General features: G+C 61.1%; 16 protein-coding genes. 6 read left to right on the forward strand and 10 right to left on the reverse strand.

Annotation, left to right across the window (positions count from 1 at the left end):
- Positions 1 to 6 precede the first annotated feature (6 nt).
- Together AC07N4_RS15555 and AC07N4_RS15560 are read left to right on the forward strand one after the other, a co-directional pair.
- Positions 7 to 297, forward strand: a complete 291-nt coding sequence (locus AC07N4_RS15555) for a hypothetical protein (RefSeq protein WP_493065728.1) — start codon at positions 7 to 9, stop codon at positions 295 to 297.
- Positions 298 to 332: 35 nt separating this feature from the next.
- On the forward strand, positions 333 to 548 hold the full coding sequence (locus AC07N4_RS15560) for a cold-shock protein (protein ID WP_493065727.1): 216 nt from the start codon (positions 333 to 335) through the stop codon (positions 546 to 548).
- A gap of 74 nt (positions 549 to 622) precedes the next feature.
- On the opposite strand, the gene fdhA is transcribed toward AC07N4_RS15560, so the two are convergent.
- From fdhA to AC07N4_RS15600, 8 genes are all read right to left on the reverse strand, one after another.
- Positions 623 to 1,822: a formaldehyde dehydrogenase, glutathione-independent gene (gene fdhA / locus AC07N4_RS15565; RefSeq protein ID WP_096817794.1), complete on the reverse strand. Its 1,200-nt coding sequence runs from the start codon at positions 1,820 to 1,822 to the stop codon at positions 623 to 625.
- Positions 1,823 to 1,921: 99 nt separating this feature from the next.
- Positions 1,922 to 2,779, reverse strand: coding sequence for a formyltetrahydrofolate deformylase (gene purU / locus AC07N4_RS15570; protein ID WP_493065726.1), 858 nt, complete (start codon positions 2,777 to 2,779; stop codon positions 1,922 to 1,924).
- A 49-nt stretch (positions 2,780 to 2,828) separates the two neighbouring features.
- Positions 2,829 to 3,461 (reverse strand): sarcosine oxidase subunit gamma, encoded by a 633-nt coding sequence (locus tag AC07N4_RS15575; protein WP_096817792.1) that lies wholly within the window; start codon positions 3,459 to 3,461, stop codon positions 2,829 to 2,831.
- A 55-nt stretch (positions 3,462 to 3,516) separates the two neighbouring features.
- The gene (locus AC07N4_RS15580) at positions 3,517 to 6,534 is read right to left on the reverse strand and encodes a sarcosine oxidase subunit alpha (protein ID WP_493065725.1); all 3,018 of its coding nucleotides are present in this window, start codon (positions 6,532 to 6,534) and stop codon (positions 3,517 to 3,519) included.
- The gene (locus AC07N4_RS15585; RefSeq protein WP_016986286.1) at positions 6,531 to 6,860 is read right to left on the reverse strand and encodes a sarcosine oxidase subunit delta; all 330 of its coding nucleotides are present in this window, start codon (positions 6,858 to 6,860) and stop codon (positions 6,531 to 6,533) included. The genes AC07N4_RS15580 and AC07N4_RS15585 overlap by 4 nt, the downstream gene beginning before the upstream one ends.
- A 13-nt stretch (positions 6,861 to 6,873) precedes the next feature.
- Entirely contained in the window at positions 6,874 to 8,124 is a 1,251-nt protein-coding gene (locus AC07N4_RS15590; protein ID WP_003206307.1) for a sarcosine oxidase subunit beta, read from the reverse strand.
- 20 nt (positions 8,125 to 8,144) lie between these two features.
- Positions 8,145 to 9,398: a serine hydroxymethyltransferase gene (gene glyA, locus AC07N4_RS15595; RefSeq protein ID WP_096817789.1), complete on the reverse strand. Its 1,254-nt coding sequence runs from the start codon at positions 9,396 to 9,398 to the stop codon at positions 8,145 to 8,147.
- Positions 9,399 to 9,554: 156 nt separating this feature from the next.
- Positions 9,555 to 10,265, reverse strand: a complete 711-nt coding sequence (locus tag AC07N4_RS15600) for a TraX family protein (protein WP_493065724.1) — start codon at positions 10,263 to 10,265, stop codon at positions 9,555 to 9,557.
- Between the two features lie 128 nt (positions 10,266 to 10,393).
- Here AC07N4_RS15600 and AC07N4_RS15605 point away from each other — a divergent pair, with 128 nt between their 5' ends.
- The 3 genes from AC07N4_RS15605 (at position 10,394) to AC07N4_RS15615 (ending at position 13,473) form a co-directional block, all read left to right on the forward strand.
- Positions 10,394 to 11,434, forward strand: coding sequence for a threonine aldolase family protein (locus AC07N4_RS15605; RefSeq protein ID WP_011336276.1), 1,041 nt, complete (start codon positions 10,394 to 10,396; stop codon positions 11,432 to 11,434).
- Between the two features lie 330 nt (positions 11,435 to 11,764).
- On the forward strand, positions 11,765 to 12,298 hold the full coding sequence (locus tag AC07N4_RS15610) for an REP-associated tyrosine transposase (RefSeq protein WP_493065723.1): 534 nt from the start codon (positions 11,765 to 11,767) through the stop codon (positions 12,296 to 12,298).
- A 350-nt stretch (positions 12,299 to 12,648) separates the two neighbouring features.
- Positions 12,649 to 13,473: an SDR family oxidoreductase gene (locus AC07N4_RS15615; protein WP_493065722.1), complete on the forward strand. Its 825-nt coding sequence runs from the start codon at positions 12,649 to 12,651 to the stop codon at positions 13,471 to 13,473.
- A gap of 197 nt (positions 13,474 to 13,670) precedes the next feature.
- Here AC07N4_RS15615 and gbcB read toward each other — a convergent pair whose 3' ends face one another.
- Complete coding sequence (gene gbcB, locus AC07N4_RS15620) at positions 13,671 to 14,771, reverse strand: glycine betaine monooxygenase reductase subunit (protein ID WP_096817778.1); 1,101 nt, start codon at positions 14,769 to 14,771, stop codon at positions 13,671 to 13,673.
- A gap of 281 nt (positions 14,772 to 15,052) precedes the next feature.
- Between gbcB and gbca the strand changes: the two genes are divergently transcribed.
- Positions 15,053 to 16,345 (forward strand): glycine betaine monooxygenase oxygenase subunit, encoded by a 1,293-nt coding sequence (gbca, locus tag AC07N4_RS15625; protein ID WP_096817776.1) that lies wholly within the window; start codon positions 15,053 to 15,055, stop codon positions 16,343 to 16,345.
- Between the two features lie 49 nt (positions 16,346 to 16,394).
- Here gbca and AC07N4_RS15630 read toward each other — a convergent pair whose 3' ends face one another.
- A complete protein-coding gene (locus tag AC07N4_RS15630; protein WP_493065721.1) occupies positions 16,395 to 17,639 on the reverse strand; it encodes a metallophosphoesterase family protein in 1,245 nt (414 codons plus the stop codon).
- Positions 17,640 to 17,655: the final 16 nt, after the last annotated feature.

Below are 17,655 nucleotides of genomic sequence, written 5' to 3' on the forward strand. Positions count from 1 at the left end.
ACGGTGGTGTTGCGTCAACGATTCGGAAACAGCGAGGTGCAAACGCCGGCCATTTCAATGGGAGATACGGTGATGGAAAAGCAATGCGTGCAGCGCAATGAACTGCTTGAACCAGACGTCCCGCCGATCATCTTTTGCATTAGTCCGGACGATCCGATCATCAAACATATCAAAGCGGGGCAGAAGGTCACTTATGACCTAGTGCGCGGTGATAACGGCCGGTTTTACGCAGTTGATATCAGGCTGGCTCAAGACGAGGAAATAGCCAGACCGGCACAGTCCTCTGCACTTTTGTAAGCATTAATCAATCAATCGAAGCGGGAAGCACGAACATGTCAGATGAAAGAGTGAAAGGGACCGTCAAATGGTTCAATGATGAAAAAGGGTTTGGATTCATTACTCCATCAGGTGGAGGTGATGACCTTTTTGTCCATTTCAAAGCAATCCAGAGTGACGGCTTCAAGAGCCTGAAAGAAGGGCAGTCCGTGAGTTTTATTGCAAGAAAAGGACAGAAAGGGATGCAGGCAGAAGAGGTTCGGCCAGAATAAAAAAACTTAATACTTTTGCCCTCCACCAAAAAAAAACGGCGACTCTAGGTCGCCGCTTTTTATTGCCTCATCGCTTACGCCGCACTAAACAACTTATGCGGATCAATCACAAACTTCTTCGGCACGCCCGCATCGAACTCGCCATAACCTTCCGGCGCCTGGTCGAGGCTGATGACCTGCACGCCCACCACTTCGGCAATGTTGATGCGGTCCCACATGATCGCCTGCATCAGTTGGCGGTTGTACTTCATCACCGGGGTTTGCCCTGTGTGGAAGCTGTGGGATTTGGCCCAGCCGAGGCCGAAGCGGATGCTCAGGCTGCCCATTTTTGCGGCAGCATCCACAGCACCCGGATCTTCGGTCACGTACAGGCCCGGAATACCGATCTTGCCAGCTACGCGCACCACGCCCATCAGCGAGTTGAGCACGGTGGCCGGGGCTTCGGATTTGACGCCGTCATGGCCATGACCACGGGCTTCGAAGCCCACGCAGTCCACAGCGCAATCCACTTCCGGTTCGCCCAGCAGTGCGGCGATCTGCTCGTGCAGCGGAGTGTCTTTCGACAGGTCGACGATTTCGAAACCCTGAGCCTTGGCGTGGGCCAGGCGGATGGTGTTGACGTCGCCGATGATGACCACCGCCGCGCCCAGCAGACGGGCCGAAGCGGCAGCGGCCAGACCGACCGGGCCGGCGCCCGCGATGTAAACGGTGCTGCCCGGGCCAACGCCTGCAGTAACAGCGCCGTGGTAACCGGTCGGCAGAATGTCGGAGAGGCAGGTCAGGTCACGGATTTTCTCCATGGCCTTGTCGCGGTCCGGCAGTTTCAGCAGGTTGAAGTCAGCGTACGGCACCAACACGTACTCGGCCTGGCCGCCGGTCCAGTCGCCCATGTCGACGTAACCGTAGGCACCGCCGGCGCGGGCCGGGTTGACGGTCAGGCAGACGCCGGTGTGTTGTTCCTTGCAGGAACGGCAGCGCCCGCAAGCCACGTTGAACGGAACGGACACCAGATCGCCGATCTTCAGGTTCTCGACGTCGGAACCCTTCTCGATCACTTCACCGGTGATTTCATGGCCCAGTACCAGACCGGTCTGCGCCGTGGTGCGGCCGCGCACCATGTGCTGGTCGGAGCCGCAAATGTTGGTTGAAACCACACGCAGGATGACACCGTGCTCGATCTTCCTGCCGCGCGGATCCTGCATTTTCGGATAGTCGATTTTCTGTACTTCGACCTTGCCAGCGCCGAGATACACCACACCACGATTGCCAGACATGCTTTCACCTCGCTGTTGTTTTTATGGAACCGCGCCGCCCAGGCAGGCAGCGCGTTAAGTGCTCGGGTTATTGCTTGTTGGTCTTGCGTTGTCTGTGACTCAAAGAACGACGGTGCGGTTGGCGTTCAGGAACACCCGTCGCTCGATGTGATAACCCACCGCCCGTGCCAGGGTCAGGCCTTCGATGTCGCGGCCCTTGGCAATCAGGTCTTCGGGGTAATGACTGTGATCCACCGCCTCGACGCCCTGGGCGATGATCGGCCCCTCGTCCAGGTCGTTGTTGATGTAGTGCGCCGTCGCACCCACCAGTTTCACGCCCTTGTTGTAGGCCTGGTGATACGGCTTGGCACCCTTGAAGCCCGGCAGCAGCGAGTGATGAATGTTGATCGCCTTGCCATCGAGCTTGCGGCACAGCTCCGGCGACAACACCTGCATGTAGCGGGCGAGGATCACCAGTTCGGCACCGGACTCTTCGATCACCTGCCACACCTGACGCTCCTGCGACGGCTTGTCGTTGGGGTCGAGGGGGAAGTGGTAGTAGGGAATCTGGTGCCAGTCGGCCAGCGGCTTGAGGTCCGGGTGGTTGGACACCACTGCCGCCACGTCCATCGGTAGCTGGCCGATACGCTGGCGGTAGAGCAAGTCGTTGAGGCAGTGATCGGCCTTGGAGACCATGATCACCACTTTCGGCCGGTAGTTCGGCGCGGTCAGTTCGAAGATCATGCCGAACGCCTGACCGCGTTCGGCGAGGCCGGCGCGGAAGGATTGCTCGTCAAAACCGTCGGGCTGACGGAATTCCACACGAATGAAGAAGCGGCCCGAGAGCCGGTCGTCGAACGAGTGGTGCTCAGTGACGTAGCAGCCCTGCTCGAACAGAAAACGCGTCACCGCGTCCACGGTGCCGAGAACGCTGGGGCAGTCGGCGGTCAGAATCCATGTATCCGGGGCGCGGCTCATTGTCGTTTTTCTCCTCTACTCGTTCCCACGCACAACGTGGGAACGATCATTACGCCTGAACGCTAAGGCCGTATTCGGCGGACGCATCCTGCAACCACAACCACCAGTAATCCGAGAAACTGCGACGAATCAGCAGTTCCCAGGTGTCTTCGGCGGTATGACGGATCATCAGCTGCGACTTGGCGAACACCGTGCCCACAGCCTTGCCGACCGGGAAGTTGTTCGGGTGCACGTCGTAGCTGGTGGACTTCATCAGCACCTGACGCACGTTCGGGCCGCTCAGTTCGAGCACTTGCTGTCCGCCGCTGACGTTGACGATCGCAATGTGCAGATCGCCCAGCGCTTCGCGCAGTTTCTGCTCGGCGGCGAACTCTTCACCGCTCGGCACGATCAGCAGCCACTCGTCCGGGCCCATCCATTGCAGGCTGGTTTCGCCTTTGACGATCACGCTCAGGGCGCCCGGCAACTCAATGCCCAGGGCCTTGTGCACGCCGGCCGCAAACGCGGCATCGTGGCCGTCGCCACGAATGGTCAGATGGCCGAGGAGTTTCTTCTCACGCACGGTCACGCCGGCGCTTTTGCGGCCCTTGCCCACCAGGCTGGCGAGGTCGGCGTGATGCAGCGACGACTCGGCCTTGGCCCCGGTGGTCGGGCGTTGTTGGTAAACGTTGGCTGCGGTCATAAAGCACCCTTCCTGAATTCTGTGCCGCTCCCGCGCCAGGCGCGGGAGCGATCAATTAGATGTTCTGGCGATCGCCTTTTGGATCGAAGAACACCGAAGAAACGATTTCCGCCTCGATCACGCTGCCATCCGCCAGCGGTGCGAACACCCGCTCGCCCAGACGCTTCAGACCGCCCTTCACCACGCCCATGGCAAACGAATAACCGAGGGAGTTGTGCGCGTAGCTGGAGGTCACGTGGCCGACCATGGTCATCGGGATCGACTGCTTGGTGTTGAACACCAGCTGTGCACCTTCCGGCAGCCATACGTTCGGGTCGATCGGTTTCAGGCCCACCAGCTGTTTGCGCTGGTCACGCACGCAGTCTTCACGGTTCATGCCGCGCTGGCCGATCCACGAGAACGGTTTGGTGCGACCGACACACCAGCCCATGTTCAGGTCGTCCGGGGTCATCGAGCCGTCGGTGTCCTGGCCGACGATGATGAAGCCCTTCTCCGCACGCAGGACGTGCATGGTTTCAGTGCCGTACGGGGTCAGGTTGTATTGCTTGCCGGCCTCGACGATTTTCTCCAGCACGCCCATCGCGTAGTCGGCCTGGACGTTGACTTCGTACGACAGCTCACCGGTGAACGAGATGCGGAACACCCGCGCCGGCACACCGCCGACCAGACCTTCTTTCCAGGTCATGAACGGGAACGCTTCGTTGGCGAGGTCGATGTCGGTCACGGCGCTGAGCAGCTTGCGGCTGTTCGGGCCGGACAGGGTCATGGTCGCCCAGTGGTCGGTGACGGAGGTGAAGTACACCTTCATCTCTGGCCATTCGGTCTGGTGGTACAGCTCCAGCCACTGCAGTACACGAGCCGCGCCGCCGGTGGTGGTGGTCATGACAAAATGGTTGTCGGCCAGACACGCCGTCACACCGTCGTCGAAGACCATGCCGTCTTCTTTGCACATCAGGCCGTAACGGGCCTTGCCCACGTCGAGTTTGGTCCAGGCGTTGGTGTAAACGCGGTTGAGGAACTCACGGGCGTCCGGGCCCTGGATGTCGATCTTGCCCAGGGTCGAAGCGTCCAGCAGGCCAACGCTGTCACGCACAGCCTTGCATTCGCGTTTGACGGCGGCATGCATGTCTTCGCCGTTTTTCGGGAAGTACCACGGACGTTTCCACTGGCCGACGTCTTCGAACTCGGCGCCGTTTTTCAGGTGCCATTGATGCAGTGCGGTGTAACGCACAGGTTCGAAAATGTGCCCACAGTGACGGCCCGCTACCGCGCCGAAAGTCACCGGCGTGTAGTTCGGACGGAACATCGTGGTGCCCATCTGCGGGATGGTCACGTTCAGCGAACGGGCGGCAATCGCCAGACCGTTGACGTTGCCGAGCTTGCCCTGATCGGTGCCGAAGCCCAGCGCGGTGTAGCGCTTGACGTGCTCGACCGACTCGAAACCTTCGCGGGTCGCCAGTTCGATGGCGGCGGCGGTCACGTCGTTCTGCAGGTCGACGAATTGCTTCGGTGCCCGTGAGGTGTTCTTTTCATGCGGCACCTGGAACAGCGCCAGCGTCGGCTCTTCGTGACGGCTCAAGGCTTTCGGCAACACGCCTTCGACGGTCTGGAACCCGGCTTCGGACGCAGCGCGCACGCCGCCTTCAAAACCGTCGGCCAGGGAATCGCCGAGACCGTAGACGCCGTTGATGCCACCGACGCACACGCGTTTCTGCGGCGCTTCGCCCGGTACGAAACCGAGGATGTCTTCACGCCAGATCGGCTTGCCGCCGAGGTGCGACGCCAGGTGAACCACCGGGCTGTAACCGCCGGAGCTGGCGATCAGGTCGCAGTCGAGCCATTCGCCCGGGCTGGTGACCTTGTGGCCTTTGACATCGATCGCCGCCACGCGAGCAGCGGTGACGTGCTTGCTGCCACGGGCCTCGATCACGGCGCTGCCGGTGAGGATGCGGATACCTTTGGCGCGCGCCTCTTCCACCAGCGCACCGCGCGGATTGCTGCGGGCGTCGGCGATGGCCACGACTTGCAGGCTGGCATCGAGCCAGTCCAGCGCCACGCGGTAGGCGTGATCGTTGTTGGTCGACAGCACCAGTTTTTTGCCCGGCGCCACACCGTAACGGCGCACATAAGTCGACACAGCACCGGCGAGCATGTTGCCCGGCACGTCGTTGTTGCCGTAGACCAGCGGACGCTCGTGGGCACCGGTCGCCAGCACCACGCGCTTGGCGCGGACGCGGTGAATGCGCTGACGCACCTGGCCGATTGGCGCGCGGTCACCGAGGTGATCGGTGAGGCGTTCGTGAATGGTCAGGAAGTTGTGGTCGTGGTAACCGTTGACCGTGGCGCGCGGCAACAGCAGCACGTCCGGGGTGTTCTTCAATTCGGCAACGACACTGGCGACCCAATCCACGGCTGGTTTGCCGTCGAGGCTTTCGCGGGAATCGAGCAGGCTGCCGCCGAACTCTTCCTGTTCATCGGCGATGATCACCCGCGCACCGCTGCGCGCAGCCGCCAGGGCAGCCGCCAGACCGGCCGGGCCGGCACCGACGATCAGCACGTCGCAGTGCTGGTTCATGTAGTCATAGGTGTCCGGATCGTTCTCGGTCGGCGAACGGCCAAGACCGGCAGCCTTGCGAATGTACTTCTCGTAGGTCATCCAGAACGATTGCGGATACATGAAGGTTTTGTAGTAGAAACCCGGTGGCATCAGCTTGCCGCCGACCTTGCCGAGAATCCCCATCATGTCGTTGTTGACGCTCGGCCAGCCGTTGGTGCTGGTGGCAACCAGGCCTTGGTACAACGCCTGTTGGGTGGCGCGCACGTTGGGGATCTGGGTGGCTTCGGTAGCACCGATCTGCAGCACCGCGTTCGGCTCTTCGGCACCGGCGGCGAAGATGCCCCGTGGACGCGAATACTTGAAGCTGCGGCCAATGATGTCGACGCCGTTGGCCAGCAGTGCAGCGGCCAGCGAATCGCCTTCGAAACCTTTGTAGACCTGGCCGTTGAAGGTGAAGCTCAGCACTTTGTTGCGGTCGATCCGTCCACCGTTGGACAGGCGATTGGTCTGGCTCATACCTTCTCTCCCAGCGCCGTCGTGGCTGTTTTCGCAGTGTCAGCCTTGTCGGTGAATTGCGGCTTGGTGCCGATCTTGTAGGTTTCGAGAATCTCGTAGGTCACGGTGTCGCGGGTGACGTTGAAGTACTGGCGGCAACCGGCGACGTGATCCCACAACTCGTGGTGCAGGCCGCGAGGGTTGTCGCGGAAGAACATGTAGTCGCCCCACTCTTCATCAGTGCAGGCGCCTGGGTCCAGCGGACGCGGGATGTGCGCCTGGCCGGATGCGTGGAATTCCTCTTCGGAGCGCAGTTCGCCGCAGTGAGGACAGAAGATATGCAACATGGGATTTCTCCTGTTAGTGGGCGACAGCCGCAGCGCCGTGTTCGTCGATCAACGCACCGTTGTGGAAACGGTCGATGGAGAAAGGTGCGGCCAGCGGGTGCATTTCACCCTTGGCCAGACTCGCGGCAAACACGTTGCCCGAGCCAGGTGTGGCCTTGAAGCCGCCGGTGCCCCAACCGCAGTTGAAGAACATGTTCGGCACCGGGGTTTTCGAAATGATCGGGCAGGCGTCCGGCGTGGTGTCGACGATGCCGCCCCACTGACGGTTCATGCGTACCCGCGACAGCACCGGGAACATCTCGACGATGGCCTGGATGGTGTGCTCGATTACCGGGTACGAACCGCGCTGACCGTAGCCGTTGTAGCCGTCGATACCGGCACCGATCACCAGGTCGCCCTTGTCGGACTGGCTGATGTAACCGTGCACGGCGTTGGACATGATCACGCTGTCGATGATCGGTTTGATCGGCTCGGACACCAGTGCCTGCAACGGGTGGGATTCGATCGGCAGACGGAAACCGGCCAGTTTGGCCATGTGCCCGGAGTTACCGGCGGTGACCACGCCGACGCGCTTGGCGCCGATGAAACCCTTGTTGGTTTCAACGCCGATGCACACGCCGTTCTCCTTGCGGAAGCCGATCACTTCGGTCTGCTGGATCAAGTCCACGCCCAAGGCGTCGGCGGCACGGGCAAAGCCCCACGCCACGGCATCGTGACGGGCCACGCCGCCGCGACGCTGGACGGTTGCGCCCATCACCGGGTAGCGGGTGTTTTTCGAGCAGTCGAGGTACGGGATTTCGTCCGCAACCTGCTTGGCGTTGAGCAGTTCGCCGTCGACGCCGTTGAGGCGGTTGGCGCTGACCCGACGCTCGGAATCACGAATGTCCTGCAGGGTGTGGCACAGGTTGTAGACGCCGCGCTGGGAGAACATCACGTTGTAGTTCAGGTCCTGAGACAGGCCTTCCCACAGTTTCATCGCGTGTTCGTACAGGTGCGCCGACTCGTCCCACAGGTAGTTGGAGCGAACGATGGTGGTGTTGCGCGCGGTGTTACCGCCGCCCAGCCAGCCCTTCTCGACCACGGCCACGTTGGTGATGCCGTGTTCTTTGGCCAGATAGTAGGCAGTCGCCAGACCGTGCCCGCCGCCGCCGACGATGACTACGTCGTAGACCTTCTTCGGGGTCGGCGTGCGCCACATGCGCTGCCAGTTTTCGTGGTGGCTGAGGGAGTGTTTGAAGAGGCCGAAGCCCGAATAGCGTTGCATAGTCATGTACTCCAGAACGCTCAGCGATAAACCGGGAAGTCAGCGCACAGGGCCGAAACCTGCTGGGCGACATTGGCCTCGACATCGGCGTCGCCGAGGTTGTCGAGGATGTCGCAGATCCAGCCGGCCAGCGTCACGCACTGGGTCACCTTGAAGCCGCGCGTGGTCACCGCCGGGGTGCCGATGCGCAGGCCGGAGGTGACGAACGGCGACTGCGGGTCGTTCGGTACGGCGTTCTTGTTGACGGTGATGTGAGCGCGACCGAGGGCGGCGTCCGCGTCTTTACCGGTGAGGCCCTGACGGATCAGGCTGACCAGGAACAGGTGGTTGTCGGTGCCGCCGGACACTACATCGTAGCCACGTTTGATAAATACGCTCGCCATCGCCTGGGCGTTGTCGATCACTTGTTGCTGATAGGCCTTGAAGCCTGGCTCCAGCGCTTCCTTGAAGCACACGGCTTTACCGGCGATGACGTGCATCAGCGGGCCGCCCTGGGCGCCGGGGAATACCGCCGCGTTGAGCTTCTTCTCGATCTCTTCGTTGGCCTTGGCCAGGATCAGGCCGCCACGCGGACCACGCAGGGTCTTGTGAGTGGTGGTGGTGACCACGTCGGCGTACGGCAGCGGGTTCGGGTACAGACCGGCAGCCACCAGACCAGCCACGTGGGCCATGTCGACGAACAGCAGCGCACCGACCTTGTCGGCGATCTGACGGAAGCGCGGGAAGTCGAGGGTTTTCGAGTAGGCCGAGAAACCGGCGACGATCATTTTCGGTTTGTGCTCGACCGCCAAACGCTCGACTTCGTCGTAATCGATCAGGCCGGTCTTGGTGTCGATGCCGTACTGCACGGCGTTATACAGCTTGCCCGAAGACGAAACCTTGGCGCCGTGGGTCAGGTGACCGCCATGGGCCAGACTCATGCCAAGGATGGTGTCGCCAGCCTGGATCAGCGCCAGATAGACAGCGCTGTTGGCCGAGGAACCGGAGTGCGGCTGGACGTTGGCGTAATCGGCACCGAACAGTTGCTTGGCGCGTTCGATGGCCAGCGCTTCGACCTTGTCGACGTGCTCGCAGCCACCGTAGTAGCGCTTGCCCGGATAACCTTCGGCGTATTTGTTGGTCAGGCCACTGCCTTGCGCTTCCATGACGCGTTTGCTGGTGTAGTTCTCCGACGCGATCAGCTCGATGTGATCTTCCTGACGTTGCTCCTCGGCATTCATCGCCGCCAGCAGTGCATCGTCGTAACCCTGGATCTGGTCTTGCTTGCTGAACATCGCGTCTCTCCCAGCGGCATCTGTGCGCCATTCGTCTCGGTAAGGCACGGCGTTTCGGCAGTGCCCTTTGATGCGATGGTATGGCCGGCGCAGGGAGGTCAAATGCCTACGGACGCCACGCAAAGGTGCGTTTACGACATGGCGGGGGCGACGGACTCAAACAAGCAGCTGGCGCAAGCCCAGAAGAACCATGAAATGCGCGGGATAGAGCGCATACGCCCAGCGGCGCATGGGTGGCGCGCGGAGGAAAGTGACATGTCGCAACAGGAACATTCCGAGCAGTGGCGCCATCAGGCATGTCGCGATGCCGAAGATCGCCACACGGTTGCCGAACTGCGCGGACTCGTAGAGCACCTGCCACTGATTCGCCGCCAGACACACCAGACCCGGCAGCAGGCTGAAATACCAGGGTTTGCGAAACGCCAGCAACATCGCCAGCGGCAGCAGGATGCCGAACAGACCGAACATCAGTCGCTCCGGGAACAACGCCGCCACCAGCAAGGCGCTGATGCCCAGCAGTCGTGAAACCAGCGCTCGATCCTGCCAGCCCCGCGCCACCAGCAAGCCCAGCGCCAGCGTGGGCATCACGTTCAAGGTGTCCGGATCGGGAATGTACAAACGGTAGGGAATCTCGCTGAGCAGACTGAACAGCAGCAACCAGCCCAGATAGCGCCATTCGGTCTTGCGCGCCCCGTCCCGCGCCAGATTCGCCGCCATCGCCAGGCAGAACCACGGGAACGCCAAACGCCCCGGCACATACAGCCAATCGGCGCTGATCCCGACATATCGCAGGTGATCGAGCAGCATGCTCAGCAGCGCCAGCCACTTGAGCAGATCGAGTGCGCCGTCGCGTCGGCTCAGGTGCATAATCGACCCGCATCCCTGTAATGTTCTGTCAGCGACATCCCGTGTGCTCCCCGGATGATCTTCGGTAAAGTGCGCACCATCATTGACCCCACGAAGCGCCACAAGCGCCTCGATCACGGAAGCCGGCCATGACCGACAAGAGCCAACAATTCGCCAGCGACAACTACTCCGGTATCTGCCCTGAAGCCTGGGCTGCCATGGAACAGGCCAACCACGGCCACCAGCGCGCCTATGGCGACGATGAGTGGACCGCACGCGCCTCGGATGATTTCCGCAAACTGTTCGAGACCGACTGCGAAGTGTTCTTCGCCTTCAACGGCACCGCCGCCAACTCGCTGGCCCTGTCGTCGCTGTGCCAGAGTTATCACAGCGTGATCTGCTCGGAAACCGCCCACGTCGAAACCGACGAATGCGGCGCCCCGGAGTTCTTCTCCAACGGCTCGAAACTGCTGATCGCCGGTACTGAAAACGGCAAGATCACCCCGGCCTCGATCCGCGAAGTCGCCCTCAAGCGCCAGGACATCCACTACCCGAAACCACGCGTGGTGACCCTGACCCAGGCCACCGAAGTCGGCAGCGTCTACACCCCGGAAGAAGTCCGCGCCATCAGCGACACCTGCAAGGAACTGGGCCTGAACCTGCACATGGACGGCGCACGCTTTTCCAACGCCTGCGCGTTCCTCGGCTGCTCGCCAGCAGACCTGACCTGGAAGGCCGGCGTCGACGTGCTGTGCTTCGGCGGTACAAAAAACGGCATGGCGGTGGGTGAGGCGATCCTGTTCTTCAACCACAAACTGGCCGAAGACTTCGACTACCGCTGCAAACAGGCCGGGCAACTGGCCTCGAAAATGCGCTTCCTGTCGGCCCCGTGGGTCGGCATCCTGGAAAACGACGCCTGGCTCAAATACGCCCGCCACGCCAACCACTGCGCGCAACTGCTGGCCGAACTGGTCAGCGACATCCCGGGTGTGGAACTGATGTTCCCGGTCCAGGCCAATGGCGTGTTCCTGCAACTTTCGGAACCGGCCATCGCCGCCCTGACCGCTCGCGGCTGGCGCTTCTACACCTTCATCGGCAAGGGCGGCGCCCGCTTCATGTGCTCGTGGGACACCGAAGAAGAACGCGTACGCGAACTGGCGCGCGACATCCGCGAAGTCATGTCGGCCTGATCCCCTCCTCCTTGATCGTTCCCACGCTCCGCGTGGGAATGCCTCCCGGGACGCTCCGCGTTCCTGCCGCACCGCCGATGCAACGTCTGGCACCGTCATGACGCGGAGCGTCAAGGGCTGCATTCCCACGCAGAGCGTGGGAACGATCTCGACTAAAAGCTACAGATGACTTTTCCCACCGCCCCCACGGACTTCGCCTCTAGCGCGATCACTCCGGCCACCTCACTCTGATCGTTCCCACGTCGAGGCGTCGAACCGTCCGCGTGGGAACGCATCCGGGGACGCTCTGCGTTCCTCTCAGCAGCACCGCAAGATTCAAGGATGAATCCCATGGGCCGAAGCCGCTACACCATCACCGAACCCGACAAGCCTCACTTCCTGACCTGCACGCTGGTGGAGTGGCTGCCACTGTTCGTCCGCCCTTACCTCGTCGACCACCTGCTCAACTGTTGGCGCTATCAACAAACCCATCAGGAGCTGAAGCTCTACGGCTATGTGATCCTGGAAAACCACCTGCACTTCGTCGCCCAGGCGCCCGACCTGAGCAAATGCCTGAGCCAGTTCAAATCCTTCACTGCCCGACAGATCATTGATGACCTGCAAAGCAAGGGTGCCGAAAGAGCATTGAAGCGCCTTCGCTTCAGCAAGCGGGCACACAAGGACGATCGGGTGTATCAGATGTGGCAGGAAGGCGCTCACGCAGAGATGGTCTATAGCGAAGAAGTCATGCGCCAGAAACTCGATTACATCCACAACAACCCGGTAAAGCGTGGTTATGTGGAGTTGCCGGAGCACTGGCGATATTCGAGTGCCCGAAATTATGCAGGACTGGACGGGTTGATCGAGATTCAGCGCTGGTACTGAAGCTCCCGATATCCCACACGCGGATCGTTCCCACGCAGAGCGTGGGAACGATCACGACTAAAAGCTACATATGCCTTTGCTCACCGCCGTCACAGACTTCTCCTCTAGCGCGATCACTTCGGCAAACCCCATTCTGCTCGTTCCCACGCTCTGCGTGGGAATGCATACCGGGACGCTCCGCGTTCCTGCCTCACCGCTGATGCAACGTCTGGCACCGTCATGACGCGGAGCGTCAAGGGCTGCATTCCCACGCGGAGCATGGGAACGATCTGGCTCCCTCCCGTTTCAGCTCCATCGTCTACATTGTTTGTCGAGCCATCGCTCACATAACAATAAGCAGGAGCATCCGCATGTCGCTAAAAGGCAAAACCTTGTTCATCACCGGCGCCAGCCGTGGCATCGGGCGCGAGATTGCGCTGCGGGCTGCGCGGGACGGGGCCAATATCGTGATCGCCGCCAAGAGCGCCGAACCGCACGCCAAGTTGCCCGGCACCATTCACAGCGTCGCCGCTGAAGTCGAGGCGGCCGGGGGCAAGGCTTTGGCGTTGCAACTGGATGTTCGCGACGAAGAGGCGGTGCGCCAGGCGCTGGCCCAGGCCAACGAACATTTCGGCGGGATCGATGCATTGGTGAACAACGCCGGGGCGATCAAACTGACCGGTGTGCAGCACATCGAACTCAAGCGTTTCGACCTGATGCACCAGATCAACACCCGTGCAGTGTTGCTGTGCGGTCAGGCGGCCCTGCCCTATCTGAAGAAATCCTCCGGGCACATTCTCAACCTGTCACCACCGCTGAATCTGGCCAGCAAGTGGTTCGCGCAATACAGCCCCTACACCGTGACCAAGTACGGCATGAGCATGCTGACTGTCGGGATGAGCGAAGAATTTGCCAACTACGGCATCAGCGTCAATTCGCTGTGGCCGCGGACCATGATTGCCACGGCGGCGATCGAGTTTCAGTTGGGCAACCGCGAGTCGTTCAAGCATGCGCGCACGCCGGCGATCATGGCGGATGCGGCGCATGTGATTCTGAGTAGCAGCGGACGGCGGATTACCGGGCGGTTGTTGATTGATGAGGAGATCTTGCGGGAGAGCGGTGTGACGGAGTTTGATCATTACCGTTTTGAACGGGAAAGCGACGTCGCACTAATGCCAGATTTGTTTATCGACTGAAAAGCCCCTCACCCTAACCCTCTCCCGGAGGGAGAGGGGACTGATTGGGGGATGCTCAAGGATTACGCCGACCTGAAAATAAAGTACCGAATCCATAATCGACCCGATCGTTCAGGTCGATGGATCACTTAAGACACCTCGGTCGGCTCCCTCTCCCTCCGGGAGAGGGCTGGGGTGAGGGAGCTTTTGAAGTACCCTCAATACTCGATCCGCACATCCCCCTTCGGCACGCTGCAGCACGAAAGAATGTACCCCTCCGCCTCATCGTCCTCGGTAATCCCGCCGTTGTGATCCATCTCCACCTCGCCGCCCAGCTTGAGCACCTTGCACGTCCCGCAGATCCCCATCCCGCAGGCTTTCGGGATCATCAGCCCAACCTTGGCAGCCGCCGCATGCACAGTCTCACCCGGTGCCACGCGAATGCTCTTGTCCGAAGAGGTGAACTCCACCAGATGCAGATCCGCCGCCGGCACTTCCGGTGCTTCCGCTGCCTGTTCGGCCTGTTCCACCGCATCCGCGCGGGCTTCCGGTGGCGTGGCGCCGAAGGATTCCTCGTGATAGCGCTTCATGTCGTAGCCGGCGTTTTCCAGCAGGCGCTTGACCGCCGTCATGTACGGCGTCGGGCCGCAGCAGAAGACTTCGCGCTCGAGGAAGTCCGGCACCATCAGTTCCAGCATCTTGTGGTTGAGGTAGCCGCGATAGCCGGCCCACGGCTCGCCCAGCCCGTGTTTCTCGCAGATCAGGTGCAAGCTGAAGTTGTCGATCCGCGACGCCATGTGTTCCAGCTCGCGGTGGTAAATGATGTCTTTCGGTGAGCGGGCGCTGTGGATGAACGTCATGTCGACGTTGCCGTTGGTGTCGTAGAACCAGCGCGCCATGGACATGCACGGCGTGATGCCGACCCCGCCGCTGAGGTACAGCACTTTCGGGCTCGGAAAGTCGATGGCGTTGAACAACCCGACCGGCCCGTGTACCGCCAGCTCCTGGCCTTCATGCAGCGTGTCGTGCAGCCAGTTGGACACCTTGCCCCCCGGTACGCGCTTGATGGTCACCGAAAAGCTGTACGGCACCGACGGCGAGCTGGAGATGGTGTACGAACGCATGATCGGCTGGCCGTCGATCTCCAGCTCCAGGGTAACGAACTGCCCGGGCTTGAAGAAGAACAGGATCGGCTGGTCGGCCATGAAGCAAAAGGTACGCACATCCCAGGTTTCCTGGATGACTTTGACGCAACGGACAATGTGTCGGCCATTGGCCCAGGTCTGAGTGGTGACCGGATTCAGGAAGCTGTTGGACATGCTTGTTCTCCACGGCCGACTGTCGGCCTTCATGTGGCGATTCTGCGTATAGCGCAGACGGCCCGTTTACCTATCCGCGACATTGACATACTTATCGCGACCAGCCCCCAACCACCGGGGGTTGCGCGTCGGGAACAGATTGCACCATGTCGCCCATGGATAAGGTTCTCGCCTGCGGCGGCCCCACACTCGCCCCAACACAAACAGTTTCTTTACACCTTGCGCTGCAACCCTGATCAGCCACTTTCGCGGCCACGCAGATGGCCTTGAGGATTACATCGATGGACACCGCAAAAATCAGCCTGGGCGACCCGCTGGAACCCGCACGCAAGGCCACCGCACAAATGCTGCAAGAGCGCGAGCGCACCTTCTCGCTGCCGCAACCGTTCTACAGTGACGAGCGCCTGTTCGATATCGACATGCAGGAGATCTTCCAGAAAGAGTGGTTGATCGCCGGCATGACCTGCGAGATCCCGGCCAAGGGCAACTACCTGACGCTGCAGATCGGCAAGAACCCGATCATCGTGATCCGTGGCGCCGAAGGCGTGGTGCACGCGTTCCACAACGTCTGCCGCCACCGTGGCTCACGCCTGTGCACCAGCGACAAGGGCAAGGTCGCCAAACTGGTCTGCCACTACCACCAGTGGACGTATGAGCTGGACGGCCGCCTGCTGTTCGCCGGCACCGAGATGGGCGCCGACTTCGACATGAACCAGTACGGCCTCAAACCGGTGAACGTGAAGACCGCCGGCGGCTACATCTTCATCAGCCTGGCGGAGAACCCGCCGGCCATCGATGACTTCCTGTCGACCCTGAACCACTACATGGAACCGTACGACATGGAGAACACCAAGGTGGCGATTACCACCACCTTGATGGAAAAGGCCAACTGGAAACTGGTGCTGGAAAACAACCGCGAGTGCTACCACTGCAACGCGTCGCACCCGGAACTGCTGAAAACCCTCCTGGAATGGGACGACGTCACCGACCCGCGCGCCGATCAGGCCTTCAAGGATCACGTCGCCGACTCCGCTGCGGCCTGGGAAGCCGAGAAGATCCCTTACGCCCACGCCAGCTTCGGCCTGCGCAACCGCATCGTGCGCATGCCGCTGCTTAAAGGCACCGTGTCGATGACCCTGGACGGTAAACAGGGCTGCGCCAAGCTGATGGGCCGGATCAAGAACCCGGATCTGGGCTCGATGCGCATCCTGCACCTGCCGCACTCGTGGAACCACTGCATGGGCGACCACATCATCGTCTTCACCGTGTGGCCGATCAGCGCCCAGGAAACCATGGTCACCACCAAATGGCTGGTGCACAAGGATGCCGTCGAAGGCGTGGATTACGACGTCGAGCGCATGCGCCAGGTGTGGGACGCGACCAACGATCAGGACCGTCGTCTGGCCGAAGAAAACCAGCGCGGGATCAACTCCACCGCGTACCAGCCTGGGCCTTACTCCAAGACCTATGAGTTCGGTGTGGTCAACTTCGTCGACTGGTACAGCGAGCGGTTGCTGAGCAACCTCGGAGCCGAGCCAGCGCCGTATCTCAAAGGTGTTCCGGTTCAGGGTTGATTCGCGTCATTGATCGTTCCCGCGTCCTGCGCGGGAACGATCAAACGGATCACTTCGATGACCACCTCACAGATCCATCCTCGCCAATAAACTCCTCGAAAATATCCTCACCCACCAACCTGATTCTTGCGTACCCATTCAACACCCGCAGCGGATAGTCAGGATCCTTCGCATCCTGCGTCTCCGAAAACAGCACCCGAGAATGCCCGTTCAGTTCACTGGTGGTGCCGTAGGGAATCGCCCCGTGCCCGGCGCAGCGCGCATGCAGTCCACCCTGAGTCGCGTAGACGATGCCGTTGTGCAAATGCCCCCAATACCAGTAATCCGGCTCGCGCCCCAGTGCATCGCATACCGGTTGATACAGCGCGGTCTTGTTGTGCCCGGTGATGTCGAAGCCCTGATGGTGGCTGAGCACCATGAGCTTTTTGCGTTTCGGCAGACTTTTCATCCACTCGATCTGCGGCTTGTTCAGGGTGCCGTCCATGTACAGGTTCATGACATCCGAGGCGTACGCCGTGTCCAGCCCGACAATCAGCCAGTCGTCGTTGATCAGGGCAAAGTAGCTGGTGCCCTGCTGCCCCGGAAAACGCGCGGCCAGTTCCTTGAAGTAACCGTGGGCGCCGCTGTACATCTCGTGGTTGGAATTGAGGGTGAACGAGCCGTGGGTGCCCATCGGCCAGCCGGCCATGTCGGTGTCTTCCTGGGAATGGGTACCGGCGTAATAGACATCCCCCAGGTGAATGGTGAAGTCGGCGTTGGCCAGTTGCATCTGGTTGGCCACCGACACCGCCGGCGCATGGCTGTTGAACGGCCCGGTGCCCCAGTCGCCGGCAATCGCCAGCGTCACTTCGCGCTCCATTGTCACCAGCGCAGGATCAGTGCCGAAGGTTGCGTGATGGCGCAGGTTTTCGATCCATTTGAGCAGCGCCTCGCTCCACAGCAGATCCAGCAGCTCCCACTTGCGACACCCCAGCAGCGTGCCGTCCTTGAGCACCGTGGTCTGCAGTTGATCGGGCGATTGCGGCAACGGCGTTGCGTTACCGATGCGCAGGATCGACAAACCGTGGGACAACTCCCACGGCACCGCCGGCTCGTCGTCCGGCAACTCGCCGTGTTTGAGCACGTACTGCGCCTGATCGTGACCGCGCTGGAGCAACTTGATGATGACCTGGAACTCCTCGGGTTCCAGTTCGCTGATGAGCTTCATCCAGGCCATTTCCACCCGGGTAAACAGGCCGTGCAGACGCAGTTTGACCTTGTCGTATTCATGCTTCAGATGACCGACTGCCGACATGACGTAATCCTCTATC

Source organism: Pseudomonas sp. GW821-FHT09E04 (assembly GCF_059416185.1).

What these genes read in the sequence shown, in the direction of transcription:
- AC07N4_RS15615 (WP_493065722.1), top strand. Translation starts at nt 12,649, where the DNA reads ATGTCGCTAAAAGGCAAAACCTTGTTCATCACCGGCGCCAGCCGTGGC.
- AC07N4_RS15630 (WP_493065721.1), bottom strand. Translation starts at nt 17,639, where the DNA reads ATGTCGGCAGTCGGTCATCTGAAGCATGAATACGACAAGGTCAAACTG.
- AC07N4_RS15605 (WP_011336276.1), top strand. Translation starts at nt 10,394, where the DNA reads ATGACCGACAAGAGCCAACAATTCGCCAGCGACAACTACTCCGGTATC.
- gbca (WP_096817776.1), top strand. Translation starts at nt 15,053, where the DNA reads ATGGACACCGCAAAAATCAGCCTGGGCGACCCGCTGGAACCCGCACGC.
- fdhA (WP_096817794.1), bottom strand. Translation starts at nt 1,822, where the DNA reads ATGTCTGGCAATCGTGGTGTGGTGTATCTCGGCGCTGGCAAGGTCGAA.
- gbcB (WP_096817778.1), bottom strand. Translation starts at nt 14,771, where the DNA reads ATGTCCAACAGCTTCCTGAATCCGGTCACCACTCAGACCTGGGCCAAT.
- AC07N4_RS15610 (WP_493065723.1), top strand. Translation starts at nt 11,765, where the DNA reads ATGGGCCGAAGCCGCTACACCATCACCGAACCCGACAAGCCTCACTTC.
- AC07N4_RS15585 (WP_016986286.1), bottom strand. Translation starts at nt 6,860, where the DNA reads ATGTTGCATATCTTCTGTCCTCACTGCGGCGAACTGCGCTCCGAAGAG.
- purU (WP_493065726.1), bottom strand. Translation starts at nt 2,779, where the DNA reads ATGAGCCGCGCCCCGGATACATGGATTCTGACCGCCGACTGCCCCAGC.
- glyA (WP_096817789.1), bottom strand. Translation starts at nt 9,398, where the DNA reads ATGTTCAGCAAGCAAGACCAGATCCAGGGTTACGACGATGCACTGCTG.
- AC07N4_RS15600 (WP_493065724.1), bottom strand. Translation starts at nt 10,265, where the DNA reads ATGCACCTGAGCCGACGCGACGGCGCACTCGATCTGCTCAAGTGGCTG.
- AC07N4_RS15560 (WP_493065727.1), top strand. Translation starts at nt 333, where the DNA reads ATGTCAGATGAAAGAGTGAAAGGGACCGTCAAATGGTTCAATGATGAA.
- AC07N4_RS15580 (WP_493065725.1), bottom strand. Translation starts at nt 6,534, where the DNA reads ATGAGCCAGACCAATCGCCTGTCCAACGGTGGACGGATCGACCGCAAC.
- AC07N4_RS15575 (WP_096817792.1), bottom strand. Translation starts at nt 3,461, where the DNA reads ATGACCGCAGCCAACGTTTACCAACAACGCCCGACCACCGGGGCCAAG.
- AC07N4_RS15590 (WP_003206307.1), bottom strand. Translation starts at nt 8,124, where the DNA reads ATGCAACGCTATTCGGGCTTCGGCCTCTTCAAACACTCCCTCAGCCAC.